Raw genomic sequence first — 16,170 nt, 5'->3', positions numbered from 1 at the left:
GACCCCCCGAGAGTATTTGCAAAACGGAGAAAGCCTGTCAGCGCAGCTTCAGGGTGGCAAGCCCGATCAGCGCCAGGATCAGCGCGATGATCCAGAAACGGATCACGATCTGCGCCTCGCCCCAGCCCTTCTTTTCGAAATGGTGGTGGATCGGGGCCATCAGGAACACCCGCTTACCGGTGCGCTTGAAATAGAGCACCTGGATGATGACTGACAGCGCCTCGACAACGAAAAGCCCGCCGACGATGGCCAGGACGATCTCGTGCTTGGTGACGACCGCGATGGCGCCCAGGGCACCGCCGAGCGCGAGGCTGCCGGTATCGCCCATGAAGACGGCGGCGGGGGGCGCGTTATACCACAGGAAGCCCAGGCCGCCGCCGATCAGCGCCGCGACGAAGACCGCAAGCTCCCCGGTGCCGGGCACGAAATGCACGCCGAGGTAATTGGCGAAATTCGCGTTGCCGACCATATAGGCGATCACCGCGAAGCTGCCGGCCGCGATCATCACCGGCATGATCGCCAGCCCGTCGAGCCCGTCGGTCAGGTTCACCGCATTGGCCGCGCCCAGGATCACCAGCACGGCGAAGGGCACGTAGAGCAGGCCCAGGTTGATCAGCGCATCCTTGAAGAAGGGCAGCGCCAGCTCGCCGCTGAGCGCCGCCGGGTGCAGCCATGCCGCCGCGGCGCCGGCGGCGGCGGCGATGCAGAGCCCGATCAGCAGCCGCACCTTGCCCGAGAGCCCCGCGTGATGCTGCTTCGTGACCTTGGCATAGTCGTCGGCAAAGCCGATGGCGGCGAAGCCCAGCGTGACCAAAAGCACGATCCAGACATAGCCGTTGTCGAGCCGCGCCCAGAGCAGCGTGCCGATGCTGAGCGCTGCGAGGATCAGCAGCCCGCCCATGGTCGGGGTGCCGGCCTTGGAGAAATGGTTCTGCGGCCCGTCGTCGCGGATCGGCTGGCCCTTTTTCTGCTTGCGGCGCAGCAGGTCGATCAGCGGCCGGCCGAAGAAGAAGCCGAAGAGCAGCGCGGTGAAGAAGGCGCCCCCGGCCCGGAAGGTGATATATCGGAAAAGGTTGAAGAAATCCCCGCCGTCGGAGAGGTTCGTGAGCCAATAGAGCATTACGCTGTCCTTTCGCCAGGGGGCGTGCTTTGGCGCGTCCGCCGCAGCGCGTCAACCACCGTCGAGACCCTGGAGGACTTCGAACCCTTCACGAGCACGATATCGCCGGGCGCGACCAGTTCGGCCACGCTCTCGGCCAGTTCTGCGGCGGTTTCGGCATGGCGCCCGCGGCGGGCCTGGGGCAGCGCCTCGTGCAGGGCGCGCATGCGCGGGCCGGCGGTATGGACCAGGTCGACGGCCGGCATCGCGGGATCGGCGGCCATGCCGGCATGGAGCGCGATCTCGTCCGGGCCGAGTTCCAGCATGTCGCCCAGGATCGCCACCCGGCGCCCGCCGGTCAGCCGCGCCAGCGTCGCAAGCCCGGCCGAAAGCGAGGTGGGGTTGGAGTTATAGGCATCGTCGATCAGCCGGATGCCGCCCAGATCCTCGACCGCGCCGCGGCCCAGCGGCGGGCGCCAGTCGGAAAGGCGCGCCGCCGCCTGGGCCACGTCGGCCCCCGCGGCCGACAGCGCCGCCAGCACGCCGACCGCGTTCATGACGAAATGCGTGCCCGGAGTCGCCAGGGTGAAATCCACCACATCGCCCAGCACGCGGGCGCGGACCTGGGTCGTGCCGTCCACCGTCTCGGCCTTCAGCGGCCGGGCCATGCCCTGCTGGCCGAAGCCGATGACGATGGCGCCGGCCTCGTCGGCGCAGTCGCGCAGCAATTGCGTGACCGGCAGATCCTCGGGCAGGATGGCGGTGCCGGGCTGCATGAGACCGCGAAAGATCGCGCCCTTTTCGCGGGCGATGCCCTCGATGGCGCCGAAAGCCTCCAGGTGGGCAGCGGCGACGGTGGTGATCATGGCCACATGCGGGCGGGCGAGGCGGGCCAGCGGCTCGATCTCGCCGGGATGGTTCATGCCGATCTCGATGATGGCGAAATCGGTGTCCTGGGGCATGCGCGCCAGCGTCAGCGGCACGCCCCAATGGTTGTTGTAGCTGGCCTCGGCCGCGTGGATGCTGCCCTGCCCGGCAAGCGCGATGCGCGCCATCTCCTTGGTCGAGGTCTTGCCGACCGAGCCGGTGATGGCGATGACCTTGCCGCCCATCCGGGCGCGGCCGGCGCGGCCAAGCGCCTCCAGCGCCTGCAGGACGTCGGGGACGACCAGCAGCGGCGCATCCGGGGCCACGCCCTCGGGGATGCGGCTGACCAGCGCGGCGCCGGCGCCCTTTTCCAGGGCCTGGGCGACGAAGTCGTGGCCGTCGCGGGCGGCCTGCAGGGCCACGAACAGGTCGCCCGGCCGGATGGTGCGGGTGTCGATGGAGACGCCGCCGACGGCAAAGTCACGGGTGGCGCGGCCGCCGGTCGCGGCGGCGGCATCCTGCGAGGTCCACAGCGTCATATCTTGCCATCCAGCGCCGCGACGGCCACCGAGGCCTGCTCGGCATCGTCGAAGGGGTAAACGTCGTTGCCGATGATCTGGCCGGTCTCGTGGCCCTTGCCGGCGATCAGCAGCGCGTCGCCCGGCTGCAAGGCATCGACGGCGCGCAGGATCGCCTCGGCGCGGTCGCCGACCTCGATGGCCTCGGGGCCGGCGCCGGCCAGCACTTCGGCGCGGATCGCGGCCGGGTCTTCGCTGCGCGGGTTGTCGTCGGTCACATAGACCAGGTCGGCGAATTGCCGCGCCGCCTCGCCCATCAGCGGGCGCTTGAGCCGGTCGCGGTCGCCGCCGGCGCCAAAGACCACGACGATGCGGCCCATGACATGCGGGCGCAGGCTTTGCAGGGCCGAGGCCAGCGCGCCCGGCTTGTGGCTGTAGTCGACGAAGACCGCAGCACCGTTTTCCCGCATCGCCGCCAGTTCCATGCGGCCGCGCACGGTGGTCAGCCCCGGCAGGGTCTCGATCACGCGGGGCGCCTCGTCGCCGGCGGCAATGGCCAGGCCGGCGGCGGCCAGCACGTTTTCCGCCTGGAAGCCGCCGATCAGCGCCAACCGCACCAGATGCGCCTGGCCATGCAGGCTGAAGCGCAAATCCTGCCCGGTCGCGTCATAGCGCTGGCCCAGGATGCGCAGGTCGGCCGCCGCATCCTTGCCGATGGTCGTCAGATCGAGGCCGCGTTCGCGCGCGATCCCCGCCATCTGCCGGCCGCGCGGGTCGTCGATATTGACGACCGCCCCGCCGCCCTCGTCCAGCAGATGATCGAAAAGCAGCGCCTTGGCGGCAAAATATTCGTCGAAGTTCTTGTGATAATCCAGGTGGTCCTGGCTGAAATTGGTGAAGGCGCCGGCCTTCAGCCGCACCCCGTCCAGCCGGCGCTGGTCGAGCCCGTGCGAGCTGGCCTCCATCGCCGCATGGGTGACGCCCGCGGCCGCCGCCTCGGCCAGCACCCGGTGCAGGGTGATCGGCTCGGGCGTGGTATGGGCCAGCTTGGCCTGGTAGTCGCCCTGCACGCCCATGGTGCCCAGGCTGATCGCCTTGTGGCCCAACGCCTGCCAGATCTGCCGGGTGAAGGTGGCGACCGAGGTCTTGCCCGAGGTGCCGGTGACGGCGACCATCGTCTCGGGCTGGGCGGCGAACCACAGAGCGCTCGCGCCCGCCAGCGCGGCGCGGGGATCTTCGGCCACCACCAGCGCGGCATCGGCGCCGGCCAGCACCTCGGCGGCGATCTCGGCGCCCTTGCGGTCGGTCAGGATCGCGGCCGCGCCCTGGCGCAGCGCATATTGGATGAACTCGCCCCCATGCGCGGCCGAACCCGGCAGCGCCGCGAACAGATGGCCGGGCCTGACCTGCCGCGAATCCACGGCAAGGCCCGTTATCTCGGGGTCGCGCCCCTTGTCCCCCCTCAGCCCCAGAAGGGACAGCCGCATCGCCCGCTCGGTCACGAAGCCTCCGCTCATCAGTTCGAGACGAGCTTTAGCCCATCGGGCAAAGGCCGTTCAACCATCGGCAATTGCGATTCGGTGGCCGGGCGCAGGCCCAAGAGCGGTGCGACGCGGCGGATCACCTCGGCCGCCACCGGCGCCGAGGTCGCGCCCGCGGTGCGGCTTTCGCCGCCGGGGCCGATGGTCGAGGGCTCGTCCAGCGACAGCACCAGCACATATTGCGGATCGCTGGCCGGGAAGACCGAGGCGAAGGTCGAGACCACCTTGTTGCCGTAATAGCCCCCCGTCGGGCGCGGCTTGTCGGCGGTGCCGGTCTTGCCCGCGACCTCGTAGCCCTCGACATTGGCGCTGCGGCCGCTGCCGCGGACCACCACCTGGCGCAGCATCTGCACGGCGATCTGCGCGGCCTCGGGCGACAGCACCTGCTCGCCGCCGCGCGGGCGGCGGTCGTGGATCAGCGTCGGCATCACCCGCTTGCCGCCGTTCGCGACCGTCGCATAGGCCGCGGCCAGATGCAGCGGGCTGGCCGCCAGCCCGTGCCCGAAGGCCACGGTGGCCGAGGTCACGGCGGGCCAGCGTTTGGGCACCAGCGGCTTGCCGGTCGGCGCCTCGCTCATCTCGATCGGCGTCGGCTCGAAGAAACCCAGCTTCTGCAGGAAATCCCTCTGCCGCTCGGCGCCCAGCAGCTGGGCCACCCGGACGGTGCCGACGTTCGACGACTTCACGATGATGTCCGTCACCGAAAGCGTGCCGTAATTGTGGCCCCGGAACTCGTTGATCAGGTATTTGCCGATCTTCATCGGCGCCTTGGCGTTGATCATCGTGGCCGGGCTGACCAGCTTGAGGTCGATGGCCTGCGCCACCGGGAAGATCTTGAAGGTCGAGCCCAATTCATACTGCCCCTGCACCGCGCGGTTGAACAGCGGGCTGTCCGAGGGATCTCCCTTGAGCAGCGGCCGCGGCCGGTCGTTGGGGTCGAAATCGGGCAGGCTGGCCATGGCCAGGATCTCGCCGGTCTTGACCTCCATCAGGATGCCGGTGGCGCCCTTGGCGTTCATGACCTTCATGCCGTTGCCCAGCACCTCCTCCATGGCGGCCTGGACGGTCAGGTCCAGCGAAAGCGCCAGCGGCGCGCCGTCATTGGCCGGATCGCGCAGCCAGTGGTCGAAGGCCTTTTCGACACCGGCGACGCCGACGACCTCGGCGCTGGCCACGTCCTCCTTGCCGAAGGTGGCGCCGCCCAGGATATGCGCGGCGATATGGCCGTTCGGGTAAAGCCGCATCTCGCGCGGGCCGAACAGCAGCCCCGGCTCGCCGATGTCATGCACGGCCTGCATCTGTTCGGGGCTGATCTTCTTCTTGATCCAGACGAAGGTGCGCTTGCCGGTAAAGTCCTTTTGCAGCCGCTCTATCTCCAGGTCCGGGAAGATGCGGACCAGTTCGCGCGCCGCGCGCTCGGGCTCGACCATCTGCTGGGGATGGGCGTAAAGCGAATGGGTCAGCAGGTTGGTGGCCAGCACCCGCCCCTGCCGGTCGGTGATGTCGGCGCGCTGCGAGATGATTTGCGCGCCGGTGGTCTGCACCCGCGGCTCGCTGGGCTGGCTGGCGGCCAGCACGCCCATCTTGGCGCCCACGGTGCCAAAGGCCAGCGCAAAGGCGCAGGACATGAAGAACAGCCGGGTCCGGGCGCTGCCGCGCGCCCTTTCCTGGATCGCGGCATGCCTTTGGGCGCGGTTCTCGGCCTCGATGGCATCGGGGTTCTCGCCTGTTTCGCGGGCGCGAAGGATGCGGGCCAGCGGGCGCAGCGGGGTGCGGATCATGGCGTGCTCTCCTGTGGTCTGCGGGGCGGGAAGCCGGCGGGACGTTCGACCGGCAGATCGGCATCGACAGCGGAACCGGGGGCGGGCTCGGGCGACCGGGGCACCGGGAAGGCCACCTGCCCCACGTCCACGAACTGGTCGGAACCGAAGGGCACCAGCTTCAGCCGCTCGAAATTCAGATCGACCAGCTGGCGCAGGCGCTCGGGGCGGTTCAGATAGGCCCATTCGGCGCGCAGAACGCCCAGATCCTCGCGCAGGCGGCCGATCTGGCGCTGGATGTCGCTCATCTCGCTGATGGCGGCCTGGGTGCGGTAATTCTCGCGATAAGCCCAGAAGGCCAGGCCCATCACCGAAAGCGCGGTCAGAAGGTAAAGCACCGAACGCATCACGCCCCCCTTTCCGACAGCAGCGGCAGGCCCAGCCCCGCCGGATCGACCCGGCCGGCCGGCGCCGCGGTGCGGATGCCGACCCGCAACAACGCCGAGCGGGCGCGCGGATTCGCCGCCAGCTCGGCCTCGTCCGCGCCGATGGCGCGGCGGAAGGGCAGCGTGAAGGCCGGCTCCTCGCGCGCGGCCTCGGGCGCATAGCGGCTGCCGCCGCCGGCGCTGTTCGAGCGCGCCTGCATGAACCGCTTGACGATCCGGTCCTCGAGCGAATGGAAGCTGACCACGGCCAGCTTGCCGCCCGGCCGCAGCGCCCGTTCGGCCGCCGCAAGCCCGGCGACCAGCTGGCCGAATTCGTCGTTCACCCAGATGCGGATCGCCTGGAAGGCGCGGGTCGAGGGATGGCTCTGCCCCGGCTTCGCGCGCGGCAGGCAGCCGGCGACGATGTCGGAAAGCTGGCCGGTGCGGCTCAGCGGCCGGGCGGCGACGATGGCCTTGGCGATGCGGCGCGACGCGCGTTCCTCGCCGTAGAGATAGAGCACGTCGGCGATGACCGATTCGGGGGCGCTGTTCAACAGGTCGGCCGCCGTCGGCCCCTCGCCGCCCATGCGCATGTCCAAGGGCCCGTCGCGCAAAAAGGAAAAGCCGCGCTCGGGCTGGTCAAGCTGCATCGAGCTGACGCCAAGGTCCAGCACCACGCCGTCGACCGGCCCACCGGCCAGCCTGTCGAGGTCCGAGAACGTGCCCTGGACCAGCCGCAGCCGGTCGCCATATTCGCCCGCCCAGGCCTCGGCCATGCGAAAGACCGCCGGGTCGCGGTCGATGCCGATCACCCGGTCGGCGCCCTGCTCCAGCAGGCCGCGGGCATAGCCGCCGGCGCCGAAGGTGCCGTCGACCCAGGTGCCCGTCACAGGCTGAACGGCCCGCAACAGCGGGCCAAGCAGGACGGGGATATGCGGAGCCTCGACCATGCCCTAGCCCTCGTCCTTCGCCGCGGCGGGGGCCAGCAGCGACAGCGGATCGGCGCCCGGCTCCAGTTCCGGCACGCGGGCTTCCAGCGCGCGCTCTTCCTCGGCATAGGCCTCGGGGGTCCAGACCTTCAGGCTGTCGCCGGCCGAGATGAAGAAGGCGCTGTCGGTCAGGCCGATCTTCTCGCGCAGCTTCTGCGGCAGGACCAGGCGGCCGTCGCCGTCGATCTCGGCCTCGTCGGCATGGCCCTGATAGATGTTTTCCAGAAGGTTGCGGGCGGCCGAGCCGCGCGGCATGCGGGCGATGCCGTCCTCGATCTCTTCCATCGCCTCGATGGTGAAAAGCTGCAGCCAGTTCCAGTCGCGGGTGCCGTAGACGATGACCAGCTGCGCGCGCTTGCCGGCCTGCCAGTCGGGATCGGAGGCTTCAAAGACCCGGCGGAACTTGGCCGGGATGGAAACGCGACCCTTCGCGTCCACCTTGACCTCTTCCGACCCTCTGAAACGGCGTGCCAACGGCGCGCCCTCCTTTCACTGTCCCGACCTTTCCGGTTTGCCCGAAAAGGAAAGGCGGACCGGGCTGCTGCCACTGCCCGATCCGCCGCCCTCGTTCCCATCTCTGGGCCCCGTAGTTTCGGGGATCGCGCCCTGCGTTTCGCGCCACCTGGGGGAGGTGCTGCTCGCGCGCCGCAGAGGTCATTCGGAAACGGGTTGCCTGTATGAAAGCTGCTTGTCGCCTTTTGGGGTCTTGGCGCCCCTCGAGCCCGTTCCGTGAGCCAAGGGATGCCATGGGAATTCATGGGACGCAATGGATTTGTTTGGTCGGAACCTGGGCGCAGGCGGGCTATTGCCGGCGAACGCGGCGCGAACAAATTCACACCGGCGCGATCACAGGGGAAGGTATCGGATGCAGGGATAGAACAGCCACTAGATGTAGTATGTAGCGCCGATGTGGCAAATAAATCCCACCATTTCCCAGAATCGTCCCACGCGACCGGGTGGAGGGGCGATTCTTCCGTCGAAAAAGGGGAAAGCTTGCCGATTCGACCGGCCTTCACGGGCAATCACGCCGCGGTGATTCGGAATCCAGGGGCCCGTTGCCATGATTTCCCAGACCCGTTTCCCGTGTTTTCCCGGCCGGGTGCGAAAGGCCGGGTCAGGCCATGCCGCCGGCGATCAGCCGCTCGGCCAGCCGGACGAAGGATTGCGCCACCGGCCCGTCGCCGGCCGCGATCGGCGTGCCGGCATCGCCCGCAAGCCGCAGGTCCAGGTTCAACGGGATCTCGCCCAGGAAGGGCAGGTCCAGCGCCGCGGCCTCGGCGGCGACGCCGCCATGGCCGAACAGATGCGCCTCGTGGCCGCAATTGGGGCAGATATAGGTGGACATGTTCTCGACCAGCCCCAGCACCGGGGTCTTGAGCTTGTCGAACATGTCGATGGCGCGGCGGGCGTCGATCAGCGCCACGTCCTGCGGGGTCGAGACGATGATCGCCCCGCTGACCTGCGCCTTCTGGCACAGCGACAGCTGCACGTCGCCCGTGCCGGGTGGCAGGTCGACCAGCAGCACGTCCAGCTCGCCCCATTTCACCTGGTTCAGCATCTGTTGCAGCGCGCCCATCAGCATCGGGCCGCGCCAGACCACCGCCTCGCCTTCCTTCATCATCAGGCCCAGCGACATGACGGTGACGCCATGGGCGTGCAGCGGCTCGATCATCTGGCCGTCGCTGGTGGGGCGCTGCCCGGTCAGGCCCAGCATGCGCGGCTGCGAGGGACCGTATATGTCGGCGTCCAGCAAGCCGACCCGCCGCCCCTTGCGCGCCAGCGCCACTGCCAGGTTCGAGGTCAGCGTCGATTTCCCGACCCCGCCCTTGCCCGAGCCGATGGCCAGGATCCGCGCCACGCCGCTGACCGGCGCGGGGCCGGCCTGGGGCGTGGGGTGGCGGCCGATCTTCAGGCTGGGCGGCGCCTCGCCGCCCGAACGGGCCGCGACCTGCGGGGCACCGCCGCGCGGCGCGGTCGGGGCGGTGGTGACGATCTGCACCTTCTCCACCCCCGGCAGAGCGGACAGCCGGCGCTGCGCCTCGGCCTCGACCGGGACCAGCGCGCGGGCAGAGGCCGCATCGGCCGCCTCGATGACGAATCGCACCGCGCCCGATTCGACGTTGAGCGCGCGCACCAGATCGGCCGAAACCAGGTTGCCGCCCCCCGGAACCGCGATCTGGGCAAGTTCCTGAAGCACACGTTCCCGTGAGATGGTCATGGCTACCCCCGCATCAAAGCGCCCGCAGCATCGCAATTCACGCGGGGATGGGCAAGCCGGGCTTGCGGGCTGATACCGCTAACCCCCTGTGACCCCGCGTAAAATACGACCGATCTGCTAGGGAAACTTGATCCAGCTTGTAAAAAGGCTGAAAAATTCACGGATTATTAACGCTTTGTAACAGTGTCCCAGAAACAGCCATGTAGATTCTGCATAGCAGCATCTCGCCCGCGGCCATTGTGCAGATGCAGAAAAGGGACCATGTTCGTCTCAACAGCGCGACAGGGAAAACCGACCGCGCCATCCGCAAGACGAAAGAGTGAATGAAATGGCTGTTCTCGATCTGATCCATGGCGGTATGCACCGCAACGACATCGCCGGCAACGGCGCGATCGCGAAATTCGTGGCCAATGTCCGTGACCATATGGCCCGCCGGGCGGTCTATCGCCAGACCCTGCGCGAACTGGGCGACCTGTCCAACCGCGAACTGGCCGACCTGGGCCTGAACCGCGGCAACATCCGCGGCGTGGCTTACGAAGCCGCCTGGGGCACGAAGTAAGCGAATAGAACACCCGACCCACTCCTCCTCCCTTGGGTCCGGGTTCAGGCGGCATCCTCCCTCCTCCTCCCTGAGGATGCCGCCGCTCAGATACGGTGAAGCCCCTCCTCCTCCCTGGGCTTCACGGTTCCGGCGGCTCCCCCTCCTCCTCCCTGGGGATGCCGCCACCCTATACGGCGAGACCCCTCCTCCTCCCTGGGTCTCGCGGTCCGGCGGCAGCCTCTTTCCTCCTCCCGGAGGCGCCGCCAAACCGACACGGCGAAGCCCCTCCTCCTCCCTGGGCTTCCCGTTCTGCGCGGCGCCCTCCCCTCCTCCTCCCTGGAGGGCGCCGCCAAAACACCGCCGCAAGGCGGAACGGAATGCGACGGTCCTCTCCTCCTCCCTGGGACTGTCAGCTAGCGGTAATGGCCTCCTCCTCCCTGCCATTGCCGCACCCCATACGCGGCCCCTCCTCCTCCCTGGGCCAGCGTTGCGCGGCGGTGCCCCCTCCTCCTCCCTGGGCACCGCCGCTTTTCATTTCCGGGCCATCGGGTTAATTGCGGGACATGTTGTCCTATCAGCACGCCTATCACGCCGGGAACCTGGCCGACCTGCACAAGCACGCGCTGCTGGCTTGGGTGCTGGCCTATCTGACCGCCAAGCCGAAGCCACTGAGTTATCTGGAAACCCATGCCGGGCGCGGCCTCTACGACCTGTCGGCGCCCGAGGCGGAAAAGACCGGCGAGGCGGCCGCCGGCATCACCCGCGCGCTTTCCGAAAACTGGCTGCCCACGGATCACCCGCTGCGCCTTGCGCTGGAGGCGGTGCGCGCCCGCCATGGCGCGACCGCCTATCCCGGCTCGCCGCTGATCGCGCGGCATTTCCTGCGCCCTGGCGACGTGGCGCATCTGGCCGAGCTGCACCCGGCCGAGCACCAGGCGCTGGCCGAGGTCGCAGGCTTTGCGCATCTGCACCGGCAGGACGGGTTCCAGATGGCGCAGGCGATCTGCCCGCCCACGCCGCGGCGCGGATTGCTGCTGATCGACCCCAGCTATGAGGTCAAGGCCGATTACGACGCCATCCCGCGCCATGTCGCCAAGCTGGCGCGCAAGTGGAACGTCGGCGTGATCGCGCTGTGGTATCCGATCCTGGCAGACGGCCGCCATGCGCCCATGGTCGAGGCGCTGCGCCGCAACCATCCCGAGGCGCTGGTCTCGGAGGTGCGATTCCCGCCGGCGCGGCCCGGCCATGGCATGGTCGGCTCGGGCATGGTGGTGCTGAATGCGCCCTATGGGCTGGAGACCGAGGCCCGGCGAATCGAGGCGCTTTTCTAGGACCGCTTGTTTACGATCGTTGCGGGGGGACTTCGCGTCCCCCGTCCGCCGCTGCCGCGGCGGCCTCCCCCTGCGGGATATTTGGGCACGAAAGAAACCCGCGATAAGCCAGCGCCGCGGCCAGCCGGCGGTCGGTTTCATCCTCGGGGCCATCGGCCCAGGGGCGGAAGCGCAGGCGGAAGGCGGCGAGGCGCGCCGGATCCTCGGGATAACCGATGCGGGCCAGGCTGTCGGCCAGCGGCAGGTCGGGGCCCGTTCCCTCGGGCCAGACCGCAAGCCCCTGCAGGGCCAGCCGGCGCCAGTCGAAACGCGGGCCGGGGTCGATCTTGCGCCCCGGCGCCATGTCGGAATGGGCGATCACGCCCTGGGGCGGGATGGACCAGCGTGCCATGATGGCGCCGAGCAGCGCCTCAAGCGCCGCCATCTGCGGCTCGGGGAAGGGCCGGTCGCCGGGATTGACCAGTTCGATGCCGATGCTGCGCGAATTCACGTCCTCGCGCCCTTGCCACGCACCGGCGCCCGCGTGCCAGGCGCGGCGGTCCTCGGGCACCAGCGCCTCGATCGTCCCGTCCTCATGGACCAGCCAATGCGCGCTGACCTCGGCACCGGGATCGCAGAGCCGGGCCCGGGCCGAGGGGCCGTCCGCCATGCCGGTGTAATGGATCACGACCAGCGACGGCTGTTGCCCGCGCCGGTCGCCGTGATTGGGCGAAGGGCTCAAAGCCCGGATTGGCGCAGCGGGCGCGGATCCCAGCCGCAGGCGAAACCATCGCCGTCCGGGTCGAGCCCGCGCGGGTCGATCACCGGCCCGCCCGCCGCGAGGAAGGCGCTTTGCGCCACATCCGCGCTGGCATAGCTGCGGCAGGCCCGCGCCGCCGCCGATTCGGAACTGCCGCTGCGCTGGTATTTCCGCGTGCCCGGCGCCTGGGTTTCCTGCTGCGCATAACGCACCAGCGAGGGAGTCGCGGCCTGCGTCGCCGCCGGTGCCCCGGCCGGGGGCGCTGCTGCGGCGGGGGCAGGCGCGGCTGCCTGGGCCCGCGGCTTTGCCGCCGTGCCGGCGATCTGGGCTGCGGTGGGCGCCTGCGCCGGCAGGGCGATCGGGATCACCTTGGGCACCGGGCCCTTGCCATGCAGCGCGACCTCGCGCGCTTGCAGGTATTCCGCATAGGGCGAACCATTGTGCATGGCGCTGTAATTCGGGTTCCAGCCCGTATTCTCGCCGCAGCCGGCCAGGGCAAGAACGGGGCCAAGCAGGGCCAGGATCGCCAGGTTCCGCATCATTCTCTCCGGTTTGAGGCCGCTCACCACCAGCGCGAGGGTTTCGCCGCAAATCCTGCCGCAGATTCGAGGCTCTGCGCAAGGTTCAAGAGCCCGCCTTCGTCCCATGGCCGGCCAATCAGCTGCATTCCCAGCGGCAGGCCCTGCCGGTCCAGCCCCACCGGCACCGAAATCCCCGGCAGCCCGGCCAGGTTCACCGTGACGGTAAAGACGTCGTTGAGATACATCTCGACCGGATCCTTGCCCGACATTTCGCCCAGGCCAAAGGCGGCGCTGGGGGTGGCCGGCGTCAGGATCGCGTCGATGCCATCGGCAAAGACCTGGTCGAAGTCGCGCTTGATCAGCGCGCGGACCTTGCGGGCGCGGTTGTAATAGGCGTCGTAGAAGCCCGCCGACAGCACATAGGTGCCGATCATCACCCGGCGCTGCACCTCGGGGCCGAAGCCCTCGGCGCGGGTCTTTTCATACATCTCGACCACGCCGTCGCCGGCGCCCAGCCTGGCGCGGCGGCCATAGCGCACCCCGTCATAGCGCGCGAGGTTCGACGACGCCTCGGCCGGCGCGATCACGTAATAGGCCGGCAGCGCGTATTTCGTATGCGGCAGGGTGATGTCCACCACCTCGGCACCGGCGTCGCGCAGCATCTCGGCCGCCTTGTGCCAGAGCGCGTCGATCTCGTCCGACATGCCCTCCATGCGGTATTCGCGCGGAATGCCGATGCGACGGCCGCGGATGTCGCCGGTCAGCGCGGCCTCGTAATCCGGCACCGGGCGTTCGGCGCTGGTCGAATCCTTGGCATCGACCGAGGCCATGGCGCCCAGCATGATCGCGGCGTCGCGGACCGACTTGGTCATCGGCCCGGCCTGGTCCAGCGAGCTGGCAAAGGCGATCACCCCCCAGCGGCTGACCCGGCCATAGGTCGGCTTCAGCCCCACGGTGCCGGTAAAGGCCGCCGGCTGGCGGATCGAGCCGCCGGTATCGGTGCCGGTCGCGGCCAGGCACAGGTCCGCCGCCACCGCCGCCGCCGAGCCGCCCGAGGAGCCGCCGGGCGTCAGCTGCCGGTCGTCCACTTTCCACGGGTTGACCACCGGGCCATAGCAGGCGCTTTCGTTGGACGAGCCCATGGCGAATTCGTCCATGCTGAGCTTGCCCAGCATGACCGCGCCCGCATCCCACAGGTTCTGCGTCACCGTCGATTCATATTGCGGCAGGAAGCCTTCCAGGATCCGGCTCGCGGCCTGGGACGGCACGTCGCGGGTGCAGAACAGATCCTTGATGCCCAGCGGGATGCCGCACATGGCGGGCGCGTCGCCCGCGGCGATGCGCTTGTCGGCGGCCGCCGCCATTTCGCGGGCCTTTTCCGGGGTCTTGTGAGAATAGGCGTTCAGCGCGCCGGCGGCGTCGATGGCGCCGAGGCAGGCCTCGGTCAGCTCGGTGCTGGTGAAATCGCCCTTGCGCAGCCCGTCCCGGGCCTGGGCGATGGTCAGTTTGTTCAGGTCGCTCATTCCACCACCTTCGGCACGGCAAAGAAGCCCTCGCGCGCATCGGGCGCGTTCTTCAGGATCAGATCCTGCATCTCGCCATCGGTGACGACGTCCTGGCGGCGCTTGAGGCGCATCGGCTCGACCCCGGTCATCGGCTCGACGCCCTCGACATCGACTTCGTTCAGCTGTTCCATGAAATGCAGGATGCCGTTCAGCTCCTGCGCCAGCGCGGGCAGGTCGGCGTCCTTGACCGCAATCCGCGCCAGATGCGCGACCTTGCGGGCTTCGTCCTCGGTGATCGCCATGGGAGGCTCCTTTCGCTTGCGCCGGGTTTTACCGGGGCGGCCGGGGCGGGGCAAGCACCCGCGCAGGCGGAACCTTGCGGCGGAACTTTACGGGCGCCGCCCGGCTTGGCAGGATGCGGCAGCGCAAGAAAAGGAGCCCTTCCATGAAACTGACCTGGCTTGGCCATTCCGGCTTCCGGCTGGAGATCGAACAGGCGGTGATCCTGATCGACCCCTGGCTTTCGGGCAATCCGATGTTCCCCGAGGACAGCCGCGACGAGGCCATCGCCGGCGCCACCCATATCCTGGTGACGCATGGCCACGGCGATCATACCGGCGACACCGTCTCGATCGCCAAGGAGCTGGGGATTCCCGCCGTCGGCATCTACGACATGGTCTCGACCTGGATGAAGCACGAGGGCATCGAGGGCATCGGCTTCAACAAGGGCGGCACGGTCGATCTGGGCGGGGCCAGGGTGACGATGGTGAATGCCAGCCATTCCTCGTCCTTCGAGGGCGCCGAGGGGCCGGTCTATGCCGGCCACGAGTCGGGGTTCATGATCGCGGGCGAGGGCCATGTGATCTATGTTTCGGGCGATACCGACATCATGGCCGACATGGCGTGGATGGGCGAATATCACCGGCCCGACATCGGCATCCTCTGCGCCGGCGGGCATTTCACCATGGACATGGACCGGGCGGCCTGGGCGGCGCGGAAGTATTTCGACTTCAAGACCGTGATCCCCTGCCATTACAAGACCTTCCCGCTGCTGGCGCAGGATGCCGAGGTGCTGAAGGCCGGCCTGCCGGGCGTGCAGGTGATCGAGCCCGAGGTGATGCTGCCGATCTCGCTTTAGGGCCAGCGATAGACGCTCGGCCCCGGCTCTGCCCGTCCCGCGGGCCGGGCCGGCGCGAAGATCTCGACCAGCAGCGGATGGCAGGCGGCGGCGTCGCTGGAATGCGCGCTGCCGCAATCGCCGCCCGGACAGGCCGAAAGCCCGCCGATCAGGTCGATCTCGGCAAAGAACTCGATATGGTCGCCGGGGCGCACCGGGCTTGCCTTCATGAAATATTCCCCGGTGTCGCGGGTGAAGCCCGTGCACATGAAGACGTTCAGCACGTCATGCACCAGGGGCTCGGCCGCCTCGCGCGACAGGCCCATCTCGGCCATCAGCGCGTTGACCAGGTTGGAATGGCAGCAATGATGATAGTCCTGCCCGCTCAGCAGGCGATGGGTATAGGGGTCGCAGCGCGTGCCGATCACGTCATGGACCGAGCCGCCGTATTCGTCGATGCCATACCATTCCAGCGTATCCTCGGTCACGGTGGCCATCGGGCGCAGATGCGGAAAGCTGGACCACATGCGATGGCCGCGCGTCAGATGGGTGCCGTGCAGCGCGCGGGTCTTGCCGGAATAGAACCGTTCGCGCGGATCGGCGGCGGACCACAGGTTCAGGTCGCCGACCTGCGGCCCCTCGACGCTGGTGATGCGAAAGAAATGCCCGGCCGGCACGTGAAAGCAACGCGCCTCGCGCGGGGGCACCAGGCATTCCCCGGATTTGCGCGCCGTCAGGCGAACGGCCTGCAAGCCGGGCAGGTCCGGATCGGGAAGGGTATGGTTCGGATAGCAGATGACCGGGCGAATGGCCCGGCGCTCGGCGGCATCTTCGGGAATGGTTCGGATCATGGCGCGATGCTATGCGCGCGTCCCCGGCATCGCAAGGCTTGCGCACACCTTGCACAGCGCGCCTGCCGTCCCTGCCGCATGGGTGTTTGGGAAACGGTGAAAGGCTGGCCGCTTCACCGTTTCCCAAATACCCGAAAAACAAGAGCGC

General features: G+C 68.8%; 16 protein-coding genes. 3 read left to right on the top strand and 13 right to left on the bottom strand.

The genetic code is table 11. The features are described 5' to 3' along the window. Positions 1-37: 37 nt before the first annotated feature. From mraY to E3U26_RS10520, 8 genes are all read right to left on the bottom strand, one after another. Positions 38-1,120 (bottom strand): phospho-N-acetylmuramoyl-pentapeptide-transferase, encoded by a 1,083-nt coding sequence (gene mraY, locus E3U26_RS10555; RefSeq protein ID WP_036750191.1) that lies wholly within the window; start codon positions 1,118-1,120, stop codon positions 38-40. After that, the gene (locus tag E3U26_RS10550; protein WP_499104794.1) at positions 1,120-2,505 is read right to left on the bottom strand and encodes a UDP-N-acetylmuramoyl-tripeptide--D-alanyl-D-alanine ligase; all 1,386 of its coding nucleotides are present in this window, start codon (positions 2,503-2,505) and stop codon (positions 1,120-1,122) included. Before E3U26_RS10550 ends, mraY begins: the two co-directional genes overlap by 1 nt. After that, complete coding sequence (locus E3U26_RS10545) at positions 2,502-4,001, bottom strand: UDP-N-acetylmuramoyl-L-alanyl-D-glutamate--2,6-diaminopimelate ligase (RefSeq protein WP_499104793.1); 1,500 nt, start codon at positions 3,999-4,001, stop codon at positions 2,502-2,504. Before E3U26_RS10545 ends, E3U26_RS10550 begins: the two co-directional genes overlap by 4 nt. After that, the gene (locus E3U26_RS10540) at positions 4,001-5,806 is read right to left on the bottom strand and encodes a peptidoglycan D,D-transpeptidase FtsI family protein (RefSeq protein ID WP_036750197.1); all 1,806 of its coding nucleotides are present in this window, start codon (positions 5,804-5,806) and stop codon (positions 4,001-4,003) included. Before E3U26_RS10540 ends, E3U26_RS10545 begins: the two co-directional genes overlap by 1 nt. Beyond that, the gene (gene ftsL, locus E3U26_RS10535; protein ID WP_499104792.1) at positions 5,803-6,192 is read right to left on the bottom strand and encodes a cell division protein FtsL; all 390 of its coding nucleotides are present in this window, start codon (positions 6,190-6,192) and stop codon (positions 5,803-5,805) included. Before ftsL ends, E3U26_RS10540 begins: the two co-directional genes overlap by 4 nt. Then, positions 6,192-7,160 (bottom strand): 16S rRNA (cytosine(1402)-N(4))-methyltransferase, encoded by a 969-nt coding sequence (gene rsmH / locus E3U26_RS10530; RefSeq protein ID WP_499104791.1) that lies wholly within the window; start codon positions 7,158-7,160, stop codon positions 6,192-6,194. The genes ftsL and rsmH overlap by 1 nt, the downstream gene beginning before the upstream one ends. A 3-nt stretch (positions 7,161-7,163) precedes the next feature. Continuing rightward, positions 7,164-7,673 carry a division/cell wall cluster transcriptional repressor MraZ gene (gene mraZ, locus E3U26_RS10525; RefSeq protein WP_036750205.1) on the bottom strand — a complete coding sequence of 170 codons (510 nt, stop codon included), beginning with the start codon at positions 7,671-7,673 and terminating at the stop codon, positions 7,164-7,166. Between the two features lie 640 nt (positions 7,674-8,313). After that, positions 8,314-9,417, bottom strand: a complete 1,104-nt coding sequence (locus tag E3U26_RS10520) for an Mrp/NBP35 family ATP-binding protein (protein ID WP_243783622.1) — start codon at positions 9,415-9,417, stop codon at positions 8,314-8,316. Between the two features lie 328 nt (positions 9,418-9,745). On the opposite strand from E3U26_RS10520, the gene E3U26_RS10515 reads away from it, so the two are divergent. Both E3U26_RS10515 and E3U26_RS10510 read left to right on the top strand, forming a co-directional pair. Then, the gene (locus E3U26_RS10515) at positions 9,746-9,976 is read left to right on the top strand and encodes a DUF1127 domain-containing protein (protein WP_499104790.1); all 231 of its coding nucleotides are present in this window, start codon (positions 9,746-9,748) and stop codon (positions 9,974-9,976) included. A 545-nt stretch (positions 9,977-10,521) separates the two neighbouring features. Further along, positions 10,522-11,289, top strand: a complete 768-nt coding sequence (locus tag E3U26_RS10510; protein ID WP_072461026.1) for a 23S rRNA (adenine(2030)-N(6))-methyltransferase RlmJ — start codon at positions 10,522-10,524, stop codon at positions 11,287-11,289. A gap of 10 nt (positions 11,290-11,299) precedes the next feature. Here the strand turns inward: E3U26_RS10510 and E3U26_RS10505 are convergent, their stop codons facing one another. Genes E3U26_RS10505 through gatC form a run of 4 tightly spaced genes read right to left on the bottom strand, consistent with a single transcriptional unit; the run spans position 11,300 to position 14,356 of the window. Beyond that, positions 11,300-12,010 carry an N-acetylmuramoyl-L-alanine amidase gene (locus E3U26_RS10505; RefSeq protein ID WP_499104789.1) on the bottom strand — a complete coding sequence of 237 codons (711 nt, stop codon included), beginning with the start codon at positions 12,008-12,010 and terminating at the stop codon, positions 11,300-11,302. Next, on the bottom strand, positions 12,007-12,570 hold the full coding sequence (locus E3U26_RS10500) for a hypothetical protein (protein WP_499104788.1): 564 nt from the start codon (positions 12,568-12,570) through the stop codon (positions 12,007-12,009). The genes E3U26_RS10505 and E3U26_RS10500 overlap by 4 nt, the downstream gene beginning before the upstream one ends. 20 nt (positions 12,571-12,590) lie before the next feature. Beyond that, entirely contained in the window at positions 12,591-14,072 is a 1,482-nt protein-coding gene (gatA, locus tag E3U26_RS10495; protein ID WP_036750216.1) for an Asp-tRNA(Asn)/Glu-tRNA(Gln) amidotransferase subunit GatA, read from the bottom strand. Then, the gene (gene gatC / locus E3U26_RS10490; protein ID WP_010393062.1) at positions 14,069-14,356 is read right to left on the bottom strand and encodes an Asp-tRNA(Asn)/Glu-tRNA(Gln) amidotransferase subunit GatC; all 288 of its coding nucleotides are present in this window, start codon (positions 14,354-14,356) and stop codon (positions 14,069-14,071) included. The genes gatA and gatC overlap by 4 nt, the downstream gene beginning before the upstream one ends. 143 nt (positions 14,357-14,499) lie before the next feature. Here gatC and E3U26_RS10485 point away from each other — a divergent pair, with 143 nt between their 5' ends. Beyond that, positions 14,500-15,192 (top strand): metal-dependent hydrolase, encoded by a 693-nt coding sequence (locus tag E3U26_RS10485; RefSeq protein WP_036750220.1) that lies wholly within the window; start codon positions 14,500-14,502, stop codon positions 15,190-15,192. Here E3U26_RS10485 and E3U26_RS10480 read toward each other — a convergent pair. Beyond that, positions 15,189-16,022 (bottom strand): urea carboxylase-associated family protein, encoded by an 834-nt coding sequence (locus E3U26_RS10480; RefSeq protein ID WP_243783618.1) that lies wholly within the window; start codon positions 16,020-16,022, stop codon positions 15,189-15,191. The genes E3U26_RS10485 and E3U26_RS10480 overlap by 4 nt on opposite strands. Between the last annotated feature and the right edge of the window lie 148 nt (positions 16,023-16,170).

The organism is Paracoccus ferrooxidans, from assembly GCF_029909815.1.
Lineage (GTDB): Bacteria > Pseudomonadota > Alphaproteobacteria > Rhodobacterales > Rhodobacteraceae > Paracoccus > Paracoccus versutus.
The sequence above is the reverse complement of the archived record's forward strand: the minus strand, read 5'-3'. Positions and strand labels throughout refer to the sequence as shown.